The organism is Microbacterium sp. GXF7504 (assembly GCF_054798235.1).
The window spans coordinates 180,583-203,951 of record NZ_JBSJZI010000005.1; the positions used below are offsets into that span (position 1 = coordinate 180,583).

Below are 23,369 nucleotides of genomic sequence, written 5' to 3' on the forward strand. Positions count from 1 at the left end.
GGGTCGAGACGACTCCCCGCCTCAGAACGGTGGTGGGTCGGTGTCGGGGGTGAAGGTGACGGTGGCGGGTGGTCGGTCGTGGTGGGTGCGTCCGGTGGGGCTTCGCCATTCGATGACGCCCCCGCGGCGTTGTCGCACGGTCCACGCGGTGTGGTGTTTGAGGGTGTGGTGGCGTCGGCAGAGGTGGGCGAGGTTGTGGAGGCTGGTGTTCCCGCCGAGGGCGGCGTCGATGGTGTGGTCGAGGTCGGCGCCGCGGGCGAGGCGGCGGCAGCCGGGGAACCGGCAGTGTTCATCCCTCGCGCGGAGGAGGCGTTTGAGGGCTTCGGGTGGCCGGTACCGGTCGACGTCGAGGACGGTGCCGGTGTACGGGTGGGTGAGGACCCGGTCCCACCCGGATGCTGCCCCGACGAGGCGTTTCGCGGTGTCGGGGTCGATGGGTCCGTGCCCGGCCAGCAGCGCGGGTGCGTTGCCTTGGCCGGCGGCGGTGAGGACGGGGACGGTGACCTGCACGTGCCCGGTGACCGCGGTCAGGCCGTCGCCGTGGGCGACGGTGCCGCCGGCGAGGAGGAGGTCTGCGAGCACGTCCGCCCTCAGCTGGTCCAGCGTCCGCGGGTCCCCGGCACCGGCCGCCGGTGGGGTTCCCAGCTGCCCGTGCCGGGCGGGACGGGTCGCGTCCGTGACGACGGTCGGGGCGGTGTCGGGCTCGGGTTGAGGGCTGGGTGCGTTTGCAGGCACCTCGACGGCATCGTCGGCCGAAGCTGGTGTATCCCTGTCGCCGTCGCGGACAGTGGTGGCCATGCGGGTGAGCCGGTCGTGGATCGCGTAGGCGAGGGTCGCGGGAAGGTCCGCGAGCAGCCGGGCGAACCCGTCGTCCAGGTCGATTACCCGCACCCGCCGTTCCGCGTGCCGTTCCGTCACCCGCTCGGCCGCGCCGTCCGGGTCGATGCGGGCGGCGACGACCCGGGCGATGTGCCGCATCCGCCCCGCTGCCTCCGTCCGCGCCGCGTCCAGCACGATCTGCTCGTACCGGTCCCGGTGCTCCGGGGTCAGCGGGATCCCCGCGTTCAGGATCGCGGACACCTGCCCCGCATCGACCTCACCCCGCTCCCACGCCGCCGTCGTGGCGGGGAACCCGGACCGCAGCGACGCCGCATCCCCGAGGCGGCGCTGCACCGCCGCATCCGACAGTCGCAACGCGGTCGCAAGCTCCGCGCACACCTCCCGCAACGGGATGTCACCCTCACCGAGCCGGCCCTCCGCACGCAGCGCCGCCTGCCGCTCCAGCACCAGCTCCACCGCATCCGCGAACACCCGCGCTTCCGCGGCCTGCGCGACCGCGACCGCACGATGCGCTGCCGCAGCATCCCGCACCAGCGCCTTCAGCCGGTCGAGATGCCCGGTGCCCGTGCCCATGATCGCTCCTCATCCCACCACCCATCCGGGTGGCATCGGGGTCGCACGAAATGGGCACGTGTGCGGCGTTTCCTGATACCCGAAACACTACGCCGGACCTCCGACATCCACCCGACACCGCCGCACACCCGCGGGTTCGAACGGACCGAAGGTCCTCACCGCACCCGCTGAACGACGCTGCCGGACCACCACCGACCCGCCGCCGGTGACGACGCTGCATCCCGCCTCCCCCGGGAACGACGAAGCCCGCGTGGACCGTGGTCCACGCGGGCTTCGTGCGATGCCGGTTCGGATTACTCCGACTTCTCCTCGGCGGGAGCCTCGACGGCCTCCTCCGCGGCGGCCTCGGCGGCGGCGCCCTCCTCGGGCGACTCGGCGCCGGCCTCGGCGGCGGTGTCCTCGGCGGGAGCCTCAGTGGCCTCCTCGACCGGGGCCTCCTCGACCGGAGCCTCGGCTGCGGCGGGAGCGGCGTCGGCCTTCTTGGCCTTGGCCTTCTTGGTCACGGGCTCCAGGACGAGCTCGATGACGGCCATGGGGGCGTTGTCGCCCTTGCGGTTGCCGACCTTGGTGATGCGGGTGTAGCCGCCCTCACGGTCCGCGACGAGCGGGGCGATCTCGGTGAACAGGACGTGCACGACTTCCTTGTCACCGATGACCGAGAGCACGCGACGACGGGCGTGCAGGTCACCGCGCTTGGCGAAGGTGATCAGACGCTCGGCCAGCGGACGCAGGCGCTTCGCCTTGGTCTCGGTGGTCTTGATCGACTTGTGCGTGAACAGCGCCGCAGCGAGGTTCGCGAGGAGCAGACGCTCGTGGGCGGGACCGCCACCGAGGCGGGGACCCTTGTTGGGCTTAGGCATATCTCAATTACTCCAGATTGAAAACGAACGGGTGCGGGGCCGGATCAGACGGTCTCGTCGTCGTAGCCGCCGTAGAAGTGGGCGCCGTCGAAGCCGGGCACCGAATCCTTCAGCGAGAGACCGAGCGAGACGAGCTTGTCGCGCACCTCGTCGACCGACTTCTGACCGAAGTTGCGGATGTTCATCAGCTGCGTCTCGGAGAGGGCGACCAGCTCCGAGACCGTGTTGATGCCCTCGCGCTTCAGGCAGTTGTACGAGCGGACCGACAGGTCCAGGTCCTCGATCGGCATCGAGAGCTCGTTGGTGAGGACGGTCTCGACCGGCGCGGGGCCGATCTCGATGCCCTCGGCCTCGACGTTGAGCTCACGGGCCAGGCCGAACAGCTCGACGAGGGTCTTGCCGGCCGAGGCCACGGCGTCGCGCGGGGCGATCGACGGCTTGGTCTCGACGTCCAGGACCAGCTTGTCGAAGTCGGTGCGCTCACCGGCACGGGTGGCATCGACGCGGTAGCTGACCTTCAGCACGGGCGAGTAGATCGAGTCGATCGGGATCTGACCGGCCTCGGCGTACTCGTTGCGGTTCTGCGTGGCGGACACGTAGCCGCGACCGCGCTCGATCGTCAGCTCCAGCTCGAAGCGGGCCGTGTCGTTCAGGGTCGCGATGACGAGCTCGGGGTTGTGCACCTCGACACCGGCGGGGGCCGAGATGTCGGCGGCGGTGACCTCGCCCGCACCCGTCTTGCGCAGGTACGCGGTGATGGGCTCGTCGCGCTCGCTGGAGACCACCAGCTGCTTGATGTTCAGGATGATCTCGGTGACATCCTCCTTCACACCGGGGATGGTGCTGAACTCGTGCAGCACACCGTCGATGCGGATGCTGGTGACGGCGGCACCCGGGATGGAGGACAGGAGGCTGCGACGCAGCGCGTTGCCGATCGTGTAACCGAAACCGGGCTCGAGCGGCTCGACGACGAAGCGGCTGCGGAACTCCCCGATCTTCTCCTCGGTCAGAGTGGGACGCTGTGCAATGAGCACGATGTGTTCCTTTCGGCTAAGTGCCCGCTATATGACACTTGCAGTGGCTGAGATGTTGAGTTGTGGACGGATGCCGGAACGGGCGCATCCAGAAGCGCGCGGATGCCGGGGCACCCGTGATGGGTGCCCCGGCTCCGAAGTGTCAGACGCGGCGGCGCTTGGGGGGACGGCAGCCGTTGTGCGCCTGCGGCGTCACGTCCTGGATCGAACCGACCTCGAGACCGGCGGCCGTCAGCGAGCGGATCGCGGTCTCGCGGCCCGAACCCGGGCCCTTGACGAAGACGTCGACCTTCTTGACGCCGTGCTCGGCGGCCTGGCGGGCGGCCGACTCGGCGGCCATGCCGGCCGCGTACGGGGTCGACTTGCGCGAGCCCTTGAAGCCCACGCCACCGGAGGACGCCCAGCTGATGACGGCGCCCGACGGGTCGGTGATCGAGACGATCGTGTTGTTGAACGTCGACTTGATGTGGGCGTGACCCACGGCGATGTTCTTCTTCTCCTTGCGGCGGGGCTTGCGCGCCGCGGACTTGGCCTGTGCCATTTGTCTGTTCTCCTAAACCTGGGGGCGCCTTAGCGCGCCTTCTTCTTACCGGCGACGGTGCGCTTCGGACCCTTGCGCGTACGCGCGTTGGTCTTGGTGCGCTGGCCACGCACGGGAAGGCCGCGACGGTGACGCAGACCCTCGTAGGAACCGATCTCGACCTTGCGGCGGATGTCGGCGGCGACCTCGCGGCGAAGGTCACCCTCCACCTTGTAGTTGCCTTCGATGTAGTCACGGAGTGCGACGAGCTGGTCGTCGGTGAGGTCCTTGACGCGGATGTTCTCGTCGATGCCCGTCGCGGTGAGGATCTCGACCGAGCGGGTGCGACCAACGCCGTAGATGTAGGTGAGGGCGATCACCACGCGCTTGTCGCGCGGGATGTCGACGCCGGCAAGACGTGCCATGCGGTGCTCCTAGGAGTGAGTGGAGGTGTGGAGCAGGATCGGTGCCCGGGCCTCCGCCCCGAGGTGTCCCCCTTGCGGGTTCTGATCCTGCCTGGTGTGTTGTGTTGAGTTGTGCACTGCACGGATGCGGCCGCGGGCCGCATCCGTCGTCTCAGCCCTGGCGCTGCTTGTGGCGCGGGTTGGACTTGCAGATGACCATGACGCGGCCGTGACGGCGGATCACCTTGCAGTGGTCGCAGATCGGCTTGACGCTCGGGTTGACCTTCATGTTCGTTCCTGTTCGCTGTCTTCGTGCCCGTGGAGAGGAAGGCTCCACAGGCCGTTACTTCTCGGCCGGGCGGCTCAGCGGTAGCGGTAGACGATACGGCCGCGGGTCAGGTCGTACGGAGAGAGCTCCACGACCACGCGGTCCTCCGGGATGATGCGGATGTAGTTCTGCCGCATCTTGCCGGAGATCGTGGCGAGGACCTTGTGTCCGTTGCTCAACTCCACGCGGAACATCGCGTTGGGAAGAGCCTCGGAGACCACACCCTCGATCTCGATGACACCGTCTTTCTTAGCCATAGCCTCGCTGACGCTTCTGCAGACCGGCCGGTCTGCGGTGGATGGGATACGGTGCTCGCGGGCCCGTCCAGGCGACACGCCGAGACAGGCGCAAAGCACCAAAGATCAACTATACGTGACGTCTCGCCATCCCGCCAGTCGGGCGTGTCGTCGCGTCCGCCGCCGGGTGCACGATCGACGCCCCCGACCCGGAGGACCCGGGCGGGGGCGTCGTGTGAGACGGATGCCGGTCTACTTCAGGCGGTCGACGATGTCCGTCTGCGGGTTGAAGGTCACGTTCACCATCTCGCCGTTGACGATGAGGGTCGGGGTGCCGGTGGCGCCCTCCGGGAGCGACCGCTCCTTCGCGAATCCCTTGAACTCGCCGGTGAGGATGCTCTCCTCGAGCTCGGCCGTGACGTTCACGCCCGTCTGCTCCGCGAGCGCGACGAGCTCCTCGTCGGTCAGGCCGGAGGTGTTCTCGGCCGGCTGGTTCGCGAACAGCGCCTGCAGGTACGCGTATGCGTTGTCGGGGTCCGCGACGGCGACCGAGTAGAACGCGGCGGCGGAACGGCTCGAGTACTCGGTGCCCTGCGAGAGGCGGTCGAGGATCGAGACCGGGTGCACCGTGAGGGTGATCTCGCCGGACTCCACGAGGTTCTGGATCGTCTTGCCCTCGGTCTCCTCGAACTGACCGCAGTAGGGGCAGAGGAAGTCGATGTAGGTGTCCACCGTGTTCGGGCCGTCGCCGAAGGTCACGCCGCCGGTCTCGGTGTCGACGTTCGACGCGACCGGCGCCACCGCGGGCTCCGACGCGACGTTGTTCATCCACACGACCAGGGCGGCGACGCCGACCACGACCACCACGGCCGCGACGCTGATCCAGATGGCGAACCAGTTCGGGCCCTTGTTCTTCCGCTGTGCAGCAGCCATTTCCGTCCTATCCGATCTCGCGGGGGACGACGCCGAACGGCGCCAACCCCGCTGCCCCACCGTCGGGCGCCGTGAGCACCCAGATGCCACCATCGTGCACGGCGACGCTGTGCTCCCAGTGTGAGCCGTCGCCGCCGTCGACCGTCGAGACGGTCCAGTCGTCGTCCTCGACGAGCGTCGCCTCGTCGCCCGACACGATCATCGGTTCGATCGCGAGCACGAGGCCGGGCTGGATGCGGGGACCCGGATCGGCCACGCGGTAGTTGAACACGCTGGGCGATTCGTGCATCTTGCGACCGATGCCGTGACCGACGTAGTCGCGGAGGATGCCGTAGCCGTGGCCGGACGCCACGACGAAGTCCTCGATCGCCGCACCGATCTCACCGATGTGGCTGCCGCGTGCCATCGCCGCGATGCCCGCCCACATCGACCCCTCGGTCACCCGGGAGAGCTCCTCGCGCGCCGCGACGAGGTCGGGCCGCGCCGGGTCGGGCACCACGACCGTGATCGCGGAGTCGCCGTTCCAGCCCTGGAACTCGGCGCCGGCGTCGATCGAGACGATGTCACCGGGCTCGAGCGGCCGGTCGCCCGGGATGCCGTGGACGACCTGCTCGTTGACCGAGACGCACGTCGTGTGGTGGTAGCCGCGGACCATCTTGAAGTTCGACTTGGCGCCGCGCGCGAGCACCACGGCGGATGCGGCGGCATCCAGCTCCGCGGTCGTCACGCCCGGCGCGATGACGGCACGGACGGCGTCGAGCGCGGCCGCGGTGATGCGTCCGGGTTCGACCATCGCACGCAGCTGTGCGGGCGACTTGTAGATCCCGCGGCGGAGGGCCATCAGGACTGCGGCGTCAGGCCGCGGGCGATGAGCCCGGTGACGATCCGCTCGGTGATCTCGTCGAGCGAGCCGACGCCGTCGACCGAGAGCACGAGCCCGCGGTCGCCGTACACGTCGAGGATCGGCGCGGTCTCGGACTCGTAGATCGCGAGCCGCTTGGCGATGACCTCTTCGGTGTCGTCGGTGCGGCCCTGCTCCTTCGCGCGGAGCGTGAGCCGCGAGATGCTCTCGGCCCGGGGCACGTTCAGCTCGATGACCGCATCCAGGTTCTCGTCGCGCGCCTCGAGGAACGCGTCGAGGTCGGCGACCTGCCCGAGGTTGCGGGGGTAGCCGTCGAGCAGGAAGCCGCGGGCGGCGTCGTCCTGCGAGAGGCGGTCGCGCACGACCTCGCTGGTCAGCTCGTCCGGGACGAGGTTGCCGGCTTCGATGATCGCCTGCACCTGGCGGCCGAGCTCGGTGCCCTCGGAGATGTTCGCGCGGAAGACGTCCCCGGTCGAGACCGCGGGGACTCCGAACGCCTTCGAGATGCGGACACCCTGGGTGCCCTTCCCGGAACCCTGCGGTCCGACGATCAGGAGGCGTGCGGTCATCGGAGAAGCCCTTCGTAGTGTCGCTGCTGGAGCTGTGCGTCGATCTGCTTCACGGTCTCGAGGCCGACGCCGACCATGATGAGGATCGAGGTCCCGCCGAACGGGAAGTTCTGGTTCGCGCCCACCGTCGCCAGCGCGATCAGCGGGATCAGGGCGACGAGGCCCAGGTAGATGGACCCCGGCAGCGTGATGCGGGTGAGCACGTAGTCGAGGTACTCGGCGGTCGGGCGGCCCGCGCGGATGCCAGGGATGAAGCCGCCGTACTTCTTCATGTTGTCGGCGACGTCGACGGGGTTGAACGTGATCGCGACGTAGAAGTACGTGAACCCGACGATGAGCAGGAAGTAGACCGCCATGTACAGCGGGCTGTCGCCTGTGGTCAGGTTGTTGTTGATCCAGACCACCCAGCCGGGCAGCTGGCCGTCCTCGTTGGGTGTCTGGTTGAACTGCGCGATGAGCGCCGGGATGTACAGCAGCGACGAGGCGAAGATGACGGGCACGACACCGGCCATGTTCACCTTGATCGGGATGTACGTGTTGGTGCCGCCGTACGTGCGCCGCCCCACCATCCGCTTCGCGTACTGCACCGGGATGCGGCGCTGCGACTGCTCGACGAAGACGACGAGTGCGACGATGACCACGCCGACGGCGAGCACGAGCAGGAACGTCTCGAAGCCGCGCGACTGCCAGATGGCCCACATGGCCGCCGGGAAGGACGCCGCGATCGAGGTGAAGATGAGCAGCGACATGCCGTTGCCGATGCCGCGCTCGGTGACGAGCTCGGCGAACCACATGATGAGACCGGTACCGGCGGTCATCGTGATGATCATGAGCAGCTGCGCCCACCACGCGTCGTTGGTGAGGAGCTGGTTGCAGGCGGCGATGTCGGTCGCGCCGAAGAGCTGACCGCTGCGCGCGACCGTCACGAGGGTCGTCGACTGCAGCAGCGCGAGGGCGATCGTGAGGTACCGCGTGTACTGCGTCAGCTTGGCCTGACCGGCCTGGCCCTCCTTGTAGAGGGTCTCGAAGTGCGGGATGACCACGCGCAGCAGCTGCACGATGATCGTCGCCGTGATGTAGGGCATGACGCCCAGCGCGAAGATCGAGAGCTGGAGGAGCGCGCCGCCGGAGAAGAGGTTGACCAGCGACAGCAGCCCCTGCGTGTCGGAGGAGTCCGCCAGACACTGCTGCACGTTGCTGAAGTCGACGAACGGCGTGGGGACGTGCGCGCCGAGGCGGTAGAGCACGATGATGCCCAGGGTGAATGCGATCTTCCGCCGCAGGTCTGGCGTGCGGAACACGCGCGCGATAGCGCTGAACACGTGGGAGTCCTCCAGATGGGTGCCGGCGCGGGGCGCGCGCACAGATATTCAGGGTAGCCCACCCTGAGGCGCGAAGCGGAAGCGGACGGCTCCCCGCAGGTACGACGATGGGGGCCGGAGCGTGCTCCGACCCCCACCGGGTGATTACTTGATGGTGCCGCCGGCGGCGACGATCTTCTGCTCCGCGGAGCTCGAGACCTTGTCCACCGACACGTTCAGCGCCACCGCGATGTCGCCGTTGCCGAGCACCTTGACCTTCTCGTTCTTGCGAACGGCGCCCTTCGCGACGAGGTCGCTCACGGTCACGTCGCCACCGGCCGGGTACAGCTCGGCCAGCTTGTCCAGGTTCACGACCTGGTACTCGACGCGGAACGGGTTCTTGAACCCGCGCAGCTTCGGGGTGCGCATGTGCAGCGGCATCTGGCCGCCCTCGAAGCCGACCTTGACCTGGTAGCGGGCCTTGGTGCCCTTGGTGCCACGGCCCGAGGTCTTACCCTTGGAGCCCTCACCGCGACCGACACGGGTCTTCGCGGTGTTGGCGCCGGGGACCGGACGCAGGTGGTGCACCTTCAGCACGCCGGGGCGGGCCGCATCCTTCTGCTCCGCCTTCTTGGCCGGCGCCTTGGCAGCGGCCTTCTTCGCGGGAGCCTTCTTCTCGACGACCTCGTCGGTCGTCTTCTCAGCCTTCTCGGCCATCAGTCGATCTCCTCAACCTTCACGAGGTGCGCGACGGTCTTGACGTAACCGCGCGTCTGCGCGTCGTCGGGACGGACGACCGAGTCGCCGATCCGCTTGAGACCGAGCGAACGCAGCGTGTCGCGCTGGTTCTGCTTCTCGCTCACCTTGGACTTGACCTGGGTAACCTTCAGACGGCTAGCCATCAGACACCTGCCTTCGCCGCAGCTGCAGCCTTGGCCTCGTTGCGGATGATGATGCCGGGAACGACCGCGTCGTACTCGAGGCCGCGACGGGCGGCGACGGCACGGGGCTCCTCGAGGCTCTTCAGGGCCTCGACGGTCGCGTGCACGATGTTGATCGTGTTGGACGAGCCGAGCGACTTGGACAGCACGTCGTGGATACCGGCGCACTCGAGCACGGCGCGGACCGGACCACCGGCGATGACACCGGTACCCGCGGCGGCCGGACGCAGGAGCACGACGCCGGCAGCGGCCTCGCCCTGCACCGGGTGCGGGATGGTCGAGCCGACGCGCGGCACGCGGAAGAAGTTCCGCTTCGCCTCTTCGACGCCCTTCGAGATCGCCAGCGGCACCTCGCGGGCCTTGCCGTAGCCGACGCCCACGACACCGTTGCCGTCGCCGACGACGACGAGCGCGGTGAAGCTGAAGCGACGACCACCCTTGACGACCTTCGACACGCGGTTGATCGTGACGACACGCTCGAGGAACTGGCTCTCCGAGCGGTCGCGCGAGTTGCGGTCGCGGTTGGGGTTGCGCTCGCGACCGCCGCGGCGGGCCTCGCGCGGCTCGCGCTGGGCGTCGGTCGTGGCGTTCGCCGCCGCGTCCGTGGCCTCAGGCGCGGCCTGAGTGGCGTCGGTCACTTCGGTCTCCTTGTTCTCACTCACAGGTTCAGCCCTCCTTCGCGGGCGCCCTCGGCGATCGCGGCGACGCGTCCGGCGTAGCGGTTGCCGCCACGGTCGAACACGACGTCCTCGATGCCGGCGGCCTTCGCGCGCTCGGCGACGAGCTCGCCGACCTTGCGCGCCTTGGCGGTCTTGTCACCGTCGAAACCGCGCAGGTCGGTCTCGAGCGTGGACGCGGACGCCAGGGTGTGACCCTTGGCGTCGTCGACCAGCTGGACGAACACGTGACGCGACGAACGGGTCACGACCAGACGGGGCCGCTCGGCGGTGCCGACGATCTTCTTGCGAAGACGGGCGTGACGACGCGAACGTGCAGCAGCCTTCGAAGTCACAGCCATGGTTACTTACCAGCCTTTCCGGCCTTGCGCCGGACGACCTCGCCGGCGTAGCGCACACCCTTGCCCTTGTACGGCTCGGGCTTGCGGATCTTGCGGATGTTGGCAGCCGCCTCGCCGACGGCCTGCTTGTCGATGCCGCTCACGGTGAGCTTGTTGTTGCCCTCGACCGTGAAGGTGATGCCGGCGGGCGGGTCCACGAGGACCGGGTGCGAGAACCCGAGCGCGAACTCGACGGACGAGCCCTTCTGCGCGACGCGGTAACCGGTACCGACGACCTCGAGGCCCTTGGTGTAGCCCTGGGTGACACCGATGATGTTGTTGTTGATCAGGGTGCGGGTCAGGCCGTGGAGCGACCGAGACTCGCGCTCGTCGTCGGGGCGGGTGACGAGAACCTGGTTCTCCTCCACCTTGACCTCGATGGGACGGGCCGCGGTGAGCACGAGCTCACCCTTGGGACCCTTGACGGTGACATCCTGACCGTCGACGGTCACGGTGACGCCGGCGGGGATGTCGATGGGAAGACGTCCGATACGCGACATGTCAGATCACCACACGTAGGCGAGGACTTCCCCACCCACGCCCTTCTGCTCGGCCTGGCGGTCCGTGAGGAGGCCAGAGGAGGTGGACAGGATGGCGACACCCAGCCCACCGAGGACCTTGGGGAGCTCGCCGGACTTCGCGTACACGCGCAGACCCGGCTTGGAGACCCGCTTGATGCCGGCGATCGACCGCTCGCGGTTCGGGCCGTACTTGAGGGTCATGGTGAGGGTCTGACCGACGCGGGCGTCGGACACGGACCAGTCCGAGATGTAACCCTCCTGCTTGAGGATCTCGGCGATGTGCGTCTTGAGCTTGGAGCTCGGCAGCGAAACGGAGTCGTGGTGCGCCGAGTTCGCGTTGCGCAGACGGGTCAGCATGTCTGCGACCGGGTCTGTCATTGTCATGTGGGTGTTCCTTCGTTCACCAGGTTTCGACGCGCCGTTACACGACGGCCGACCTGTGGTGGATGCCGGCGGATGCCGACGGGGGGATTACTTCGCGTCGTTCGCCTTGAACGGGAAGCCGAGGTGGCGCAGGAGTGCGCGGCCCTCGTCGTCCGTCTTGGCGGAGGTGACGACGGTGATGTCGAAGCCGCGCACGCGATCGATCTTGTCCTGGTCGATCTCGTGGAAGACCGACTGCTCCTGCAGACCGAACGTGTAGTTGCCCGAGCCGTCGAACTGGCGGTCGCTCAGCCCGCGGAAGTCGCGGATGCGGGGCAGCGCCAGGTTGATGAGACGGTCCAGGAACTCCCAGGCGCGGTCACCGCGGAGGGTGACGTGCGCGCCGATGGGCTGCCCCTCGCGCAGCTTGAACTGCGCGATGGACTTCCGGGCCTTGGTGACGACCGGCTTCTGACCGGTGATCTTGGTGAGGTCGTCGACCGCACCATCGATCACCTTGCTGTCACGAGCCGCCTCGCCGACACCGGTGTTCACCACGACCTTGACCAGGCCGGGGATCTGCATCACGTTCTCGTAGCCGAACTCGTCCTGCATCTTCTGCAGGATCTCGTCCCGGTACTTCTGCTTGAGGCGGGGCTGGATCTTGCCAGCCTCCACGGCAGTTGCGTTGCTCATGCTCAGAGGTCCTTGCCGCTCTTCTTCGCGTAGCGCACGCGGACCGTGCGCTTCACGCCGTCCTTGACCTGCTCCTCGACGCGGTGGCCGACGCGGGTCGGCTTCTTCGTGGAGGGGTCGACCAGGGCGACGTTGGAGATGTGGATGGGGGCCTCGACAGTCTCGATGCCGCCCGTCTTGGTGCCGCGCTGGGACTGGCCCACACGGGTGTGCTTCGTGACGTAGTTCACGCCCTCGACGATGACGCGGTTCTGCTCGGCGAGGACCTCGAGGACCTTGCCCTGCTTGCCGCGGTCGCCGCCGTTGTCCTGCTTCTTGCCAGTGATGACCTGGACCAGGTCACCCTTCTTGATCTTGGCCATCGGGTCAGATCACCTCCGGGGCGAGCGAGACGATCTTCATGAACTTCTTGTCGCGAAGCTCACGACCGACCGGGCCGAAGATGCGGGTGCCGCGGGGCTCCCCGTCGTTCTTCAGGATGACGGCGGCGTTCTCGTCGAACTTGATGTAGGACCCGTCGGGACGACGGGTCTCCTTGCGGGTGCGGACGACGACCGCCTTGACGACGTCGCCCTTCTTGACGTTGCCGCCCGGGATGGCGTCCTTGACCGTGGCGACGATGACGTCGCCCAGGCCGGCGTAGCGCCGGTTCGAGCCGCCGAGCACACGGATCGTGAGCAGCTCCTTGGCACCGGTGTTGTCGGCCACCTTGAGGCGGGATTCGTTCTGAATCACTTGTTACTCCTTGGGTTCCAAGCAGGCCCGGAGGCTTACTTGGCCTTCTCGAGGATCTCGACCAGGCGCCAGCGCTTGGTGGCGCTCAGCGGACGGGTCTCGTTGATGACGACCAGGTCGCCGATGCCGGCCGAGTTCGTCTCGTCGTGCGCCTTCACCTTGGAGGTGCGGCGGATGACCTTGCCGTACAGCGGGTGCTTCACGCGGTCCTCGACCTCGACGACGATGGTCTTGTCCATCTTGTCGCTGACGACGTAGCCGCGGCGGGCCTTGCGGTAGCCGCGGGCGGGCGCGTCGGCCTTCACGGCCTCGTCCTTCTTCTCGGTGGCCATCACTCAGCCTCTCCTTCGGCGGCGGCCGAGGTGTCCTCGGTCTTCTTCGCCTTGCTCTTCTTGGCCTTCGCCGGAGCCTCGACGGGCGCAGGCGTGGCACGGATGCCGAGCTCGCGCTCGCGGATCACGGTGTACAGGCGCGCGATGTCGCGCTTGACCGCACGGATACGGCCATGGCTCTCGAGCTGGCCGGTGGCCGACTGGAAGCGCAGGTTGAACAGCTCTTCCTTGGCCTTGCGCAGCTCCTCGACAAGGCGCTGGTCTTCGAACGTGTCGAGCTCGCTCGGGGCGAGCTGCTTGGTGCCGATCGCCATTACGCGTCGCCCTCCTCGCGCTTGATGATGCGTGCCTTCAGCGGCAGCTTGTGGATGGCTCGGGTCAGGGCCTCACGAGCGAGCTGCTCGTTGACGCCGGCGACCTCGAAGAGGACGCGACCCGGCTTGACGTTCGCGACCCACCACTCGGGGGAGCCCTTACCGGAACCCATGCGGGTCTCGGCGGGCTTCTTGGTGAGCGGACGGTCGGGGTAGATGTTGATCCACACCTTGCCGCCACGCTTGATGTGACGGGTCATCGCGATACGAGCGGACTCGATCTGACGGTTCGTCACGTACGCGGGCGTGAGGGCCTGGATACCGAACTCGCCGAAGGTGACCTTCGTGCCGCCGGTGGCCTGGCCGTCGCGCTTGGGGTGGTGCTGCTTGCGGTACTTGACCTTGCGGGGGATAAGCATCAGGCGGACGCTCCTTCTGCGACGGGGGCCTCGTTGCGCGGGCCACGACGACGGTCACCGCGGTCGCGGGACTTCGGCGCGTTGGCCTGCTCGCGGGCGAGCTCCTTGTTGGTCAGGTCGCCCTTGTAGATCCAGACCTTCACGCCGATGCGGCCGAAGGTGGTCTTGGCCTCGTAGAAGCCGTAGTCGATGTTCGCGCGCAGCGTGTGCAGCGGCACACGACCCTCGCGGTAGAACTCCGAACGGCTCATCTCGGCGCCGCCGAGACGGCCGGAGACCTGGATGCGGACACCCTTCGCGCCGGCACGGAGCGCGCCCTGCAGGCCCTTGCGCATCGCGCGGCGGAAGGCCACGCGGGCGGAGAGCTGCTCGGCGACACCCTGAGCGACGAGCTGGGCGTCGGCCTCGGGGTTCTTGACCTCGAGGATGTTCAGCTGGATCTGCTTGCCGGTGAGCTTCTCGAGGTCGGCGCGGATGCGCTCGGCCTCCGCACCACGACGGCCGATGACGATGCCCGGACGCGCGGTGTGGATGTCGACGCGGACGCGGTCACGCGTGCGCTCGATCTCGATGTTGCTCACGCCTGCACGGTCGAGCTTCGACTGCAGGAGCTTGCGGATCTTGATGTCCTCGGCCACGTAGTCGGCGTAGCGCTGGCCCGGCTTGGTGGAGTCGGAGAACCAGCGGGACACGTGGTCCGTGGTGATGCCGAGGCGGAAGCCGTACGGGTTGACCTTCTGTCCCATTACTTGCTCGCCTTCTTGCTCTGGGCGCCGGCCGCGGTCTCGTCGACCTCCGGCGTGCTCAGCACGACCGTGATGTGGCTCGTGCGCTTCTTGATCTGGAACGCGCGACCCTGGGCACGGGGCTGGAACCGCTTGAGGGTGGTGCCCTCGTCGACGTACGCGTTCTTCACGTACAGGTCGGCCTCGTCCAGGTACTCGTTCTGCTGGTCCGCCTTGACGCGGGCGTTGGCGATCGCGGAAGCGACCAGCTTGTAGATCGGCTCGCTCGCGGACTGCTGCGCGAACTTCAGGATGGCGAGGGCCTCCTCGGCCTGCTTCCCCTTGATGAGCGCGACGACGCGACGGGCCTTCTGAGGGGTCACGCGGATGTGCTTCACGCGTGCGATGGATTCGACCATGCCTACTCCTCCTCTGTCCTCTCTGGAGCGCCACCGCGTCAGCGGCGGCGGCCCTTCTTGTCGTCCTTCTCGTGGCCGCGGAAGGTGCGGGTGGGCGCGAACTCGCCCAGCTTGTGTCCGACCATGGACTCGCTCACGAACACGGGGATGTGCTTGCGACCGTCGTGCACGGCGATCGTGTGGCCGAGCATGGCCGGCACGATCATCGAGCGACGCGACCAGGTCTTGATGACGTTCTTGGTGCCCGCCTCGTTCTGCGACACGACCTTGCGAAGCAGGTGCTCGTCGACGAAGGGGCCCTTCTTAAGACTGCGTGGCATCTTCTGTTCCTACCTACTTGCGCTTCTTGCCGGCGGTGCGACGGCGGACGATCAGCTTGTCGCTTTCCTTGTTCGCGTGACGGGTGCGGCCCTCGGCCTTACCCCACGGCGACACCGGGTGGCGACCACCGGAGGTCTTGCCCTCACCACCACCGTGCGGGTGGTCGACCGGGTTCATGGCCACACCGCGGACGGTCGGGCGGATGCCCTTCCAGCGGTTGCGGCCGGCCTTGCCCCAGTTGATGTTCGACTGCTCGGCGTTGCCGACCTCGCCGATGGTGGCGCGGCAGCGGGCGTCGACGTTGCGGATCTCGCCCGAGGGCAGACGCAGCTGCGCGTAGGGGCCGTCCTTCGCGACCAGACGCACGGAGGCGCCGGCCGAACGGGCCATCTTGGCACCGCCGCCGGGGCGCAGCTCGATGGCGTGCACCACGGTACCGGTGGGGATGTTGCGCAGCGGCAGGTTGTTGCCGGGCTTGATGTCCGCGTTCGGACCCGACTCGACGACGTCACCCTGCGACAGCTTGTTCGGCGCGATGATGTAGCGCTTCTCGCCGTCGGCGTAGTGCAGCAGCGCGATGCGCGCGGTGCGGTTGGGGTCGTACTCGATGTGGGCGACCTTGGCGTTGATGCCGTCCTTGTCGTTGCGACGGAAGTCGATCACGCGGTACTGGCGCTTGTGGCCACCACCGATGTGACGCGTCGTGATGCGGCCCTGGTTGTTGCGGCCACCGGTCTTCGACAGCGGACGAAGGAGCGACTTCTCCGGCGTCGAGCGGGTGATCTCGGCGAAGTCGGCGACCGACGAGCCGCGGCGACCCGGGGTCGTCGGCTTGTACTTGCGAATAGCCATGTGTGTGTCCTCTCCCCTGGCCGTCAGCCGACTGCCGTGAAGATGTCGATGGTGCCCGACTTCAGGGTGACGATCGCGCGCTTGGTGTCCTTGCGCTTGCCGATGCCGAAGCGGGTGCGACGGGCCTTGCCGACGCGGTTGATCGTGTTGACCGACGCGACCTTGACGCCGAAGATCTTCTCGATCGCGAGCTTGATCTCGGTCTTGTTCGAGCGCGGGTCCACGAGGAACGTGTACTTGCCCTCGTCGATGAGCCCGTAGCTCTTCTCAGAGACGACCGGCTTCAGGATGATGTCGCGCGGGTCCTTGTTGACGGCGGTCATGCCGAGACCTCCTCGGTGGCCGACTTCGCCGCGACGAAGGCGTCGTAGGCGGCCTTGGTGAAGACGATGTCGTCGGAGACGAGCACGTCGTAGGCGTTCAGCTGGTCGAAGGTCAGCACGTGCACGTACGCGAGGTTGCGGACGCTCTTGATGCTGAGCTCGTCGCCTCGCTCGATGACGACGAGGACGTTCTTGGTCGCGTTCAGCGTCGACAGCACGGCCGCGGCGGCCTTGGTCGAGGGCGCACCCTCGATGCCGAAGCCCTCGACGATGTGCAGGCGCTGGCCGCGGGTGCGGTCGCTCAGGGCGCCGAGCAGGGCCGCGGCGACCATCTTCTTGGGCGTGCGCTGCGAGTAGTTGCGCGGCTTCGGCCCGTGGACGATGCCACCACCGGTCATGTGCGGCGCGCGGATCGAGCCCTGACGGGCGTTACCCGTGCCCTTCTGCTTGAAGGGCTTGCGGCCGGCACCGGAGACCTCACCGCGACGCTTGGTCGAGTGGGTGCCCTGGCGAGCCGCCGCGAGCTGCGCGACGACGACCTGGTGGATGAGCGGGATGTTCGTCTTGACGTCGAACAGGGCGGCGGGCAGCTCCACGGAGCCGGCCTTCTTGCCGTCTGCCTTGCGGACGTCGAGCGCGAGAGTCGAGTCAGCCATGATCAGGCACCCTTCACTGCGTTGCGGACGTAGACGATGCGGCCACGAGCACCGGGGACGGCGCCCTTGACGAGCAGCAGACCCTTCTCGGCGTCGACGGCGTGCACCGTGAGGTTGAGGACGGTGACGCGCTCGCCACCCATGCGACCGGCCATGCGCATGCCCTTGAAGACGCGGCTGGGCGTCGACGAGGCACCGATGGAGCCCGGCTTGCGGTGGTTGCGGTGCGCACCGTGGGACGCCGAGACGCCCTTGAAGTTGTGGCGCTTCATGACACCCGCGAAGCCCTTGCCCTTGCTGGTGCCGACGACGTCGACCAGCTGGCCGGCCTCGAAGAGACCGTCGACCGTGAGCTCCTGACCGAGTGAGTAGTCAGCGGCGTCAGCGGTGCGGACCTCGGTGACGTGACGACGGGGCGTCACACCGGCGGCCTGGAAGTGGCCCTCGAGGGGCTTGGTGACCTTGCGGGGGTCGATCTGCCCGGCGGCGATCTGGACGGCCGAGTAGCCGTCCTTCTCGGGCGTGCGGACCTGGGTCACGACGTTCGGGGTGATCTGGATGACCGTGACGGGGACGATCTTGCCGCCCTCGGTCCAGACCTGCGTCATGCCGAGCTTGGTGCCCAGCAGACCCTTGGAAGTCTTGGTGGTGATGTCAGCCATGTCGAACCTCAGAGCTTGATCTCGATGTTGACGTCGGCCGGGAGGTCGAGACGCATCAGCGAGTCGACGGCCTTGGGCGTCGGGTCGATGATGTCGATCAAGCGCTTGTGGGTGCGCATCTCGAAGTGCTCGCGGCTGTCCTTGTACTTGTGCGGCGACCGGATGACGGCGACGACGTTCTTCTCGGTCGGAAGGGGCACGGGGCCCACGACCGTCGCGCCGGCACGGGTCACGGTGTCGACGATCTTGCGTGCCGACGAGTCGAGACCTGCGTGGTCGTACGACTTCAGGCGAATGCGGATCTTCTGTCCCGCCATTGTCTGCTCACTCTCTTTCTCGCGTCATACCTCTTGGGCATTGGACGCACGGCGACGCTCACGCGCCGGGGCACTCCTCCGCTTTCGCGGGATGCTGCACCGCTGTTCTCATGTCAGTCCGAGACCGAGTGGCCTCGGCCCCGTCTCTCCGCACGCGGCTGACCGCCGGTCTTCCGACGTGTGGAGTGTTGGGGTGGTGTTCTGCTGCCCGCGGCCCAGAGTCGTGATCGCTCTGTGCACTGCCCTGGCAGTGATCCTGCGCGCGCCGGAGCGCACGCGGAATGTGGAACCTGACTAGTCTACGTGGCGCCCGGGCGTGTCGCAAACCCGGGCGTGTCGCTCCGCGTGTCGCGACCCGCCGGCCGGCGGACACGAAGAAGCCCCCGGGGTCTCCCCCGGGGGCTTCCGTCAGTCGCTGTGGACTCAGACGTCCTGGCGCTGGCGACGCACGGCGAACACCGTGACGGCCAGACCACCGAGCAGCAGCACGCCGCCGCCGATCCAGACGCCCATGAGGGAGGCGGAGTCGACACCGGTCGCGGCCGGGACCTGGCCGGCGTTGATGGTGACGGCCGCAGCCGACGTGCCGGAGGTCAGGCCCTGGGCGGACAGCGTGTACGCGCCGGTGGCGTTCGACGGCAGCGTGACCGTGACGGTGACGGCACCGGAGGCCGAAGCGGCCTTGTCGAAGGTCTTGGTCTCGACCGCGGTCTTGACCAGGGCGAGGGTCGCGCCGTTGGCGTTCTCACCGGTGAGCGAGAAGCGGACCGTCTCGCCCGGCTGGAAGCCGGTGTAGGGAACGCTGACGCTGCCGCCGGGAGCGGCGGTGAACGTGGTGGTCCCGCCCTGCGGCGAGGGGGTGTAGGCGGCGTTGGCCGCGGCGGGCGCCGCGACGAGGGCGACGATCGCGACGGCGATCGCGGCCAGCTTGATGCGAAGGCTCTTCATGTTCTCTCCGTAGGTGTCTCTGGGGGGAGTGCAGATGTTCGTGGATGCAACGGGAGTCAAGACGACTCAACCTCAGCGCCTGCCCCCACAAAGCACCCTAGCCGCACTATCAGCAGATCCACAAGATCGCGATCTAGTGCATGACGGATCTTTACCTGCGCGTAACGCGACGCATCCATCGGAAACGCAGCGAGGGACCGGGCCGAAGCCCGATCCCTCACCGTGGAGATCCGAGTGGATTACTTCAGGATCTTGGTCACCGTGCCGGCGCCGACGGTGCGGCCACCCTCACGGATCGCGAAGCCGAGGCCCTCTTCCATGGCGATCGGCTGGATGAGCTCGACCGTCATGTCCGTGGTGTCACCGGGCATGACCATCTCGGTGCCCTCGGGCAGCGTGATGACGCCGGTGACGTCCGTGGTGCGGAAGTAGAACTGCGGACGGTAGTTCGTGTAGAAGGGGTTGTGACGGCCACCCTCGTCCTTGGAGAGGATGTACGCGGTGCCCTCGAAGTTGGTGTGAGGGGTGACCGAACCCGGCTTCACGACGACCTGGCCGCGCTCGACGTCGTCACGCTTGGTGCCGCGCAGGAGCAGACCGCAGTTCTCGCCGGCCCAGGCCTCGTCGAGCTGCTTGTGGAACATCTCGATACCGGTGACGATCGTCTTCTGCGTCGGGCGCAGACCCACGATCTCGACCTCGGAGTTGATGGCCAGGGTGCCACGCTCGGCGCGACCGGTGACGACGGTGCCACGACCGGTGATCGTGAAGACGTCCTCGATCGGCATGAGGAAGGGCTTGTCCTTGTCACGCACCGGGTCGGGGATGGACGAGTCGACGGCCTCCATGAGGTCGAGGATCGACTGCACCCACTGCTCGTCGCCCTCGAGCGCCTTGAGGCCCGAGACGCGGACGACGGGGGCGTTGTCGCCGTCGAAGTCCTGCGACGAGAGGAGCTCGCGGACCTCGAGCTCGACGAGCTCCAGGATCTCCTCGTCGTCGACCATGTCGGACTTGTTCAGCGCGACCAGCAGGTAGGGGACGCCGACCTGCTTGGCGAGCAGCACGTGCTCGCGGGTCTGGGCCATCGGGCCGTCGGTCGCGGCGACCACGAGGATCGCGCCGTCCATCTGGGCGGCACCGGTGATCATGTTCTTGATGTAGTCAGCGTGACCCGGGGCGTCGACGTGCGCGTAGTGACGCTTCGGGGTCTCGTACTCGACGTGCGAGATGTTGATGGTGATACCGCGCTGACGCTCTTCCGGAGCGGAGTCGATCGACGCGAAGTCACGCTGCACGTTGGTGGCCGACGGGTACTTGTCGGCGAGCACCTTCGAGATGGCAGCGGTGAGCGTGGTCTTGCCGTGGTCGACGTGACCGATCGTTCCGATGTTGACGTGCGGCTTGGTCCGCTCGAACTTGGCCTTGGCCACTGGGTCCTCCTCAGGACGTTCATGTAGAAGCTCCGGGCACTGGGTTGCGACCGGTCCTCTACGGGGATGGTTCTCAGTCTAGTAGAGAGAGTTGCGTGTGAAGTTGTGATCCGGAGGCGGATGCGGCGACGGGCGCCGCATCCGCCGGGAGAGGCCTCCGAGGAGGTTACTCGCCCTTCTTCTGGATGATCTCGTCGGCGACGGCCTTGGGGACCTCGGCGTAGCTGTCGAACTCCATGGAGTAGACGGCACGGCCGGAGGTCTTCGACCGCAGGTCGCCGATGTAGCCGAACATCTCGGACAGCGGGACGTTGGCACGGACGACCTTGACGCCGGCCGCGTCCTCCATCGACTGGATCTGGCCACGGCGCGAGTTCAGGTCGCCGATGACGTCGCCCATGTACTCCTCGGGAGTACGGACCTCGACCGCCATGAGCGGCTCGAGCAGGACCGGGTTCGCCTTGCGGACGGCCTCCTTGAAGCCCATCGAGCCCGCGATCTTGAACGCCATCTCCGAGGAGTCGACGTCGTGGCTCGCGCCGTCGATGAGGATCGCCTTGACACCGACCATGGGGTAGCCGGCCAGGACACCGACGTTCATCGCGTCCTGGAAGCCCTGGTTGGTCGGCTCGATGTACTCGCGCGGGATGCGGCCACCGGTGACCTTGTTCTCGAACTCGTACGTCTTGTCGGCCGTGACCTCGAGCGGCTCGAGCGCGAACTGGATCTTCGCGAACTGACCCGAACCACCGGTCTGCTTCTTGTGGGTGTAGTCGTGACGCTCGACGGCGCGCTTGATCGTCTCGCGGTACGCCACCTGCGGCTTGCCGACGTTGGCCTCGACCTTGAACTCGCGCTTCATGCGGTCCACGAGGATGTCGAGGTGCAGCTCGCCCATGCCCTTGATGACCGTCTGACCGGTCTCGGGGTTGAGCTCGGTGCGGAAGGTGGGGTCCTCCTCGGCGAGCTTCTGGATGGCGACACCCAGCTTCTCCTGGTCGGCCTTGGTCTTGGGCTCGATCGCGACCTCGATGACCGGCTCCGGGAACGTCATCGACTCGAGCACGACCGGCGCGCTCGGGTCGGCGAGGGTGTCACCGGTGGTGGTGTCCTTCAGGCCGATGACCGCGTAGATGTTGCCGGCGCGCAGCTCGTCGACCGGGTTCTCCTTGTTCGCGTGCATCTGGAAGATCTTCCCGATGCGCTCCTTCTTGCCCTTGGTCGAGTTGATGACCTGGGCGCCGGAAGCGAGCTGACCGGAGTAGACGCGGACGTAGGTGAGGCGACCGAAGAACGGGTGCACCGCGACCTTGAACGCGAGCGCCGCGAACGGGTCGGAGGCGTCGGGACGACGCTCGATGACGACCTCTTCGTCCTTGGGGTCGTGCGCCTCGATGGCGGGCACGTCCAGGGGCGAGGGGAGGTAGTCGACGACCGCGTCGAGCATGGGCTGGACACCGCGGTTCTTGAACGCGGAGCCGCAGAGCACCGGGTACAGCTCGCCGGCGACGGTGAGCTTGCGGATGGCGCCCTTGATCTCGGCGAGCGTGAGCTCCTCGCCGCCGAAGTACTTCTCCAGCAGCGCCTCGTCGGACTCGGCGACGGTCTCGAGCAGCTTCTCGCGGTACTCGGCGGCCTTGTCGGCGAGGTCGGCCGGGATCTCCTGGATCTCGTACTTGGCGCCCATGGTGACATCACCCTTGGCGTCGCCGGGCCACACCAGCGCGCGCATCTCGACCAGGTCGATGACGCCCACGAAGTCGCTCTCGGCACCGATCGGCAGCTGGAGCACGAGCGGCTTCGCACCGAGGCGCTTGATGATCGTGTCGACGGTGAAGTAGAAGTCCGCGCCGAGCTTGTCCATCTTGTTGACGAAGCAGATGCGGGGGACGTCGTACTTGTCGGCCTGACGCCACACGGTCTCGGACTGGGGCTCGACGCCCTCCTTGCCGTCGAAGACGGCGACGGCACCGTCGAGGACGCGCAGCGAGCGCTCCACCTCGACCGTGAAGTCCACGTGACCGGGGGTGTCGATGATGTTGATCTGGTGCTTGTTCCAGAAGCAGGTCACCGCGGCGGAGGTGATGGTGATGCCGCGCTCCTGCTCCTGCTCCATCCAGTCGGTCGTCGCCGCACCGTCGTGCGTCTCGCCGATCTTGTGGTTGACGCCCGTGTAGAAGAGGATGCGCTCGGTCGTCGTCGTCTTGCCGGCATCGATGTGCGCCATGATGCCGATGTTGCGGACCTTGTTGAGGTCGGTGAGCACTTCTTGTGCCACGGGCTGTTCCTTACCTGTTGTGAGGTGGTAGCTGAGGGGCCGGTCCCCGGTCCGGCGGTGCCGGGCGGCCGGGGACCGGCCACGATCCGCTGATTACCAGCGGTAGTGGGCGAAGGCGCGGTTCGACTCGGCCATCTTGTGGGTGTCCTCGCGGCGCTTGACCGCGGCACCCAGACCGTTCGAGGCGTCCAGGATCTCGTTCTGGAGACGCTCGGTCATCGTCTTCTCACGACGACCCTTCGCGTACGAGACGAGCCAGCGCAGCGCGAGCGTGTTCGCGCGGTGCGGCTTGACCTCGACCGGCACCTGGTAGGTCGAGCCACCGACGCGGCGGCTCTTGACCTCGAGGGTGGGGCGGACGTTGTCGAGCGCCTTCTTGAGCGTCGCGACGGCGTCCTGGCCGGTCTTGGCCTCGACGCCCTTCAGGGCGCCGTAGACGATCGACTCGGCGAGCGACTTCTTGCCGTCGACGAGGATCTTGTTGACCAGCGAGGTGACGATCGGTGCGCCGTAGACCGGGTCGTTGACGACGGGGCGCTTCGGGGCGGGACCCTTACGAGGCATCTAACTCAACCCTTCTTCGCACCGTAGCGGCTG

35 protein-coding genes are annotated in these 23,369 nt (G+C 67.5%); all 35 read right to left on the reverse strand.

The genetic code is table 11. The features are described 5' to 3' along the window. Positions 1-21 precede the first annotated feature (21 nt). The gene (locus ACWAUO_RS13305; RefSeq protein WP_460776082.1) at positions 22-1,413 is read right to left on the reverse strand and encodes an HNH endonuclease signature motif containing protein; all 1,392 of its coding nucleotides are present in this window, start codon (positions 1,411-1,413) and stop codon (positions 22-24) included. A gap of 293 nt (positions 1,414-1,706) precedes the next feature. After that, positions 1,707-2,273 (reverse strand): 50S ribosomal protein L17, encoded by a 567-nt coding sequence (gene rplQ, locus ACWAUO_RS13310; protein ID WP_460776083.1) that lies wholly within the window; start codon positions 2,271-2,273, stop codon positions 1,707-1,709. A gap of 44 nt (positions 2,274-2,317) precedes the next feature. After that, entirely contained in the window at positions 2,318-3,307 is a 990-nt protein-coding gene (locus ACWAUO_RS13315) for a DNA-directed RNA polymerase subunit alpha (protein WP_460776084.1), read from the reverse strand. Positions 3,308-3,449: 142 nt separating this feature from the next. After that, on the reverse strand, positions 3,450-3,848 hold the full coding sequence (rpsK, locus tag ACWAUO_RS13320; RefSeq protein WP_039395885.1) for a 30S ribosomal protein S11: 399 nt from the start codon (positions 3,846-3,848) through the stop codon (positions 3,450-3,452). A 29-nt stretch (positions 3,849-3,877) separates the two neighbouring features. After that, positions 3,878-4,252, reverse strand: a complete 375-nt coding sequence (gene rpsM, locus ACWAUO_RS13325) for a 30S ribosomal protein S13 (RefSeq protein ID WP_460776086.1) — start codon at positions 4,250-4,252, stop codon at positions 3,878-3,880. 151 nt (positions 4,253-4,403) lie between these two features. Continuing rightward, entirely contained in the window at positions 4,404-4,520 is a 117-nt protein-coding gene (rpmJ, locus tag ACWAUO_RS13330; protein ID WP_005050492.1) for a 50S ribosomal protein L36, read from the reverse strand. A 74-nt stretch (positions 4,521-4,594) separates the two neighbouring features. Continuing rightward, positions 4,595-4,816, reverse strand: coding sequence for a translation initiation factor IF-1 (gene infA / locus ACWAUO_RS13335; protein WP_018171468.1), 222 nt, complete (start codon positions 4,814-4,816; stop codon positions 4,595-4,597). A 231-nt stretch (positions 4,817-5,047) separates the two neighbouring features. After that, the gene (locus ACWAUO_RS13340; RefSeq protein ID WP_460776087.1) at positions 5,048-5,728 is read right to left on the reverse strand and encodes a DsbA family protein; all 681 of its coding nucleotides are present in this window, start codon (positions 5,726-5,728) and stop codon (positions 5,048-5,050) included. A 7-nt stretch (positions 5,729-5,735) separates the two neighbouring features. Continuing rightward, on the reverse strand, positions 5,736-6,569 hold the full coding sequence (map, locus tag ACWAUO_RS13345; protein ID WP_460776089.1) for a type I methionyl aminopeptidase: 834 nt from the start codon (positions 6,567-6,569) through the stop codon (positions 5,736-5,738). Further along, on the reverse strand, positions 6,569-7,159 hold the full coding sequence (locus tag ACWAUO_RS13350; RefSeq protein ID WP_460776090.1) for an adenylate kinase: 591 nt from the start codon (positions 7,157-7,159) through the stop codon (positions 6,569-6,571). The genes map and ACWAUO_RS13350 overlap by 1 nt, the downstream gene beginning before the upstream one ends. Beyond that, positions 7,156-8,481 (reverse strand): preprotein translocase subunit SecY, encoded by a 1,326-nt coding sequence (secY, locus tag ACWAUO_RS13355; protein ID WP_460776237.1) that lies wholly within the window; start codon positions 8,479-8,481, stop codon positions 7,156-7,158. The genes ACWAUO_RS13350 and secY overlap by 4 nt, the downstream gene beginning before the upstream one ends. A 144-nt stretch (positions 8,482-8,625) precedes the next feature. Then, positions 8,626-9,177, reverse strand: coding sequence for a 50S ribosomal protein L15 (rplO, locus tag ACWAUO_RS13360; RefSeq protein WP_460776092.1), 552 nt, complete (start codon positions 9,175-9,177; stop codon positions 8,626-8,628). After that, complete coding sequence (gene rpmD, locus ACWAUO_RS13365; protein ID WP_028496517.1) at positions 9,177-9,362, reverse strand: 50S ribosomal protein L30; 186 nt, start codon at positions 9,360-9,362, stop codon at positions 9,177-9,179. Before rpmD ends, rplO begins: the two co-directional genes overlap by 1 nt. Then, positions 9,362-10,063 carry a 30S ribosomal protein S5 gene (gene rpsE / locus ACWAUO_RS13370; protein WP_460776093.1) on the reverse strand — a complete coding sequence of 234 codons (702 nt, stop codon included), beginning with the start codon at positions 10,061-10,063 and terminating at the stop codon, positions 9,362-9,364. The genes rpmD and rpsE overlap by 1 nt, the downstream gene beginning before the upstream one ends. Further along, positions 10,060-10,419, reverse strand: coding sequence for a 50S ribosomal protein L18 (rplR, locus tag ACWAUO_RS13375; protein WP_460776095.1), 360 nt, complete (start codon positions 10,417-10,419; stop codon positions 10,060-10,062). The genes rpsE and rplR overlap by 4 nt, the downstream gene beginning before the upstream one ends. Before the next feature lie 2 nt (positions 10,420-10,421). After that, a complete protein-coding gene (rplF, locus tag ACWAUO_RS13380; RefSeq protein WP_460776097.1) occupies positions 10,422-10,958 on the reverse strand; it encodes a 50S ribosomal protein L6 in 537 nt (178 codons plus the stop codon). A gap of 6 nt (positions 10,959-10,964) precedes the next feature. Further along, positions 10,965-11,363 (reverse strand): 30S ribosomal protein S8, encoded by a 399-nt coding sequence (gene rpsH, locus ACWAUO_RS13385; RefSeq protein ID WP_460776099.1) that lies wholly within the window; start codon positions 11,361-11,363, stop codon positions 10,965-10,967. 87 nt (positions 11,364-11,450) lie between these two features. Next, complete coding sequence (gene rplE, locus ACWAUO_RS13390; RefSeq protein ID WP_460776100.1) at positions 11,451-12,038, reverse strand: 50S ribosomal protein L5; 588 nt, start codon at positions 12,036-12,038, stop codon at positions 11,451-11,453. A 2-nt stretch (positions 12,039-12,040) separates the two neighbouring features. After that, positions 12,041-12,400: a 50S ribosomal protein L24 gene (gene rplX, locus ACWAUO_RS13395; protein ID WP_460776102.1), complete on the reverse strand. Its 360-nt coding sequence runs from the start codon at positions 12,398-12,400 to the stop codon at positions 12,041-12,043. 4 nt (positions 12,401-12,404) lie between these two features. Further along, the gene (gene rplN / locus ACWAUO_RS13400) at positions 12,405-12,773 is read right to left on the reverse strand and encodes a 50S ribosomal protein L14 (protein WP_460776103.1); all 369 of its coding nucleotides are present in this window, start codon (positions 12,771-12,773) and stop codon (positions 12,405-12,407) included. A gap of 35 nt (positions 12,774-12,808) precedes the next feature. Then, on the reverse strand, positions 12,809-13,105 hold the full coding sequence (rpsQ, locus tag ACWAUO_RS13405) for a 30S ribosomal protein S17 (protein ID WP_460776104.1): 297 nt from the start codon (positions 13,103-13,105) through the stop codon (positions 12,809-12,811). Next, positions 13,105-13,419 (reverse strand): 50S ribosomal protein L29, encoded by a 315-nt coding sequence (gene rpmC / locus ACWAUO_RS13410; RefSeq protein WP_460776106.1) that lies wholly within the window; start codon positions 13,417-13,419, stop codon positions 13,105-13,107. The genes rpsQ and rpmC overlap by 1 nt, the downstream gene beginning before the upstream one ends. Then, positions 13,419-13,838 (reverse strand): 50S ribosomal protein L16, encoded by a 420-nt coding sequence (rplP, locus tag ACWAUO_RS13415; protein ID WP_067194535.1) that lies wholly within the window; start codon positions 13,836-13,838, stop codon positions 13,419-13,421. The genes rpmC and rplP overlap by 1 nt, the downstream gene beginning before the upstream one ends. Next, complete coding sequence (gene rpsC, locus ACWAUO_RS13420; RefSeq protein WP_460776107.1) at positions 13,838-14,584, reverse strand: 30S ribosomal protein S3; 747 nt, start codon at positions 14,582-14,584, stop codon at positions 13,838-13,840. The genes rplP and rpsC overlap by 1 nt, the downstream gene beginning before the upstream one ends. Further along, complete coding sequence (rplV, locus tag ACWAUO_RS13425) at positions 14,584-14,982, reverse strand: 50S ribosomal protein L22 (protein WP_460776109.1); 399 nt, start codon at positions 14,980-14,982, stop codon at positions 14,584-14,586. The genes rpsC and rplV overlap by 1 nt, the downstream gene beginning before the upstream one ends. A gap of 38 nt (positions 14,983-15,020) precedes the next feature. Further along, the gene (gene rpsS, locus ACWAUO_RS13430; RefSeq protein WP_029145862.1) at positions 15,021-15,302 is read right to left on the reverse strand and encodes a 30S ribosomal protein S19; all 282 of its coding nucleotides are present in this window, start codon (positions 15,300-15,302) and stop codon (positions 15,021-15,023) included. Positions 15,303-15,315: 13 nt separating this feature from the next. Continuing rightward, positions 15,316-16,155, reverse strand: a complete 840-nt coding sequence (gene rplB / locus ACWAUO_RS13435; protein WP_460776110.1) for a 50S ribosomal protein L2 — start codon at positions 16,153-16,155, stop codon at positions 15,316-15,318. A gap of 23 nt (positions 16,156-16,178) precedes the next feature. After that, positions 16,179-16,478, reverse strand: coding sequence for a 50S ribosomal protein L23 (gene rplW / locus ACWAUO_RS13440; protein WP_286288001.1), 300 nt, complete (start codon positions 16,476-16,478; stop codon positions 16,179-16,181). Next, positions 16,475-17,134 (reverse strand): 50S ribosomal protein L4, encoded by a 660-nt coding sequence (rplD, locus tag ACWAUO_RS13445; protein ID WP_460776112.1) that lies wholly within the window; start codon positions 17,132-17,134, stop codon positions 16,475-16,477. Before rplD ends, rplW begins: the two co-directional genes overlap by 4 nt. Positions 17,135-17,136: 2 nt before the next feature. Further along, positions 17,137-17,796 (reverse strand): 50S ribosomal protein L3, encoded by a 660-nt coding sequence (gene rplC, locus ACWAUO_RS13450; RefSeq protein ID WP_460776113.1) that lies wholly within the window; start codon positions 17,794-17,796, stop codon positions 17,137-17,139. Between the two features lie 8 nt (positions 17,797-17,804). Then, the gene (gene rpsJ, locus ACWAUO_RS13455; RefSeq protein WP_378841551.1) at positions 17,805-18,113 is read right to left on the reverse strand and encodes a 30S ribosomal protein S10; all 309 of its coding nucleotides are present in this window, start codon (positions 18,111-18,113) and stop codon (positions 17,805-17,807) included. Positions 18,114-18,536: 423 nt separating this feature from the next. Further along, positions 18,537-19,061, reverse strand: coding sequence for a hypothetical protein (locus tag ACWAUO_RS13460; protein ID WP_460776114.1), 525 nt, complete (start codon positions 19,059-19,061; stop codon positions 18,537-18,539). 239 nt (positions 19,062-19,300) lie between these two features. Then, positions 19,301-20,494, reverse strand: coding sequence for an elongation factor Tu (gene tuf / locus ACWAUO_RS13465; protein ID WP_460776116.1), 1,194 nt, complete (start codon positions 20,492-20,494; stop codon positions 19,301-19,303). Positions 20,495-20,660: 166 nt separating this feature from the next. Continuing rightward, positions 20,661-22,772 (reverse strand): elongation factor G, encoded by a 2,112-nt coding sequence (gene fusA / locus ACWAUO_RS13470; protein WP_460776117.1) that lies wholly within the window; start codon positions 22,770-22,772, stop codon positions 20,661-20,663. 93 nt (positions 22,773-22,865) lie between these two features. Next, positions 22,866-23,336: a 30S ribosomal protein S7 gene (gene rpsG, locus ACWAUO_RS13475; RefSeq protein WP_460776119.1), complete on the reverse strand. Its 471-nt coding sequence runs from the start codon at positions 23,334-23,336 to the stop codon at positions 22,866-22,868. Between the last annotated feature and the right edge of the window lie 33 nt (positions 23,337-23,369).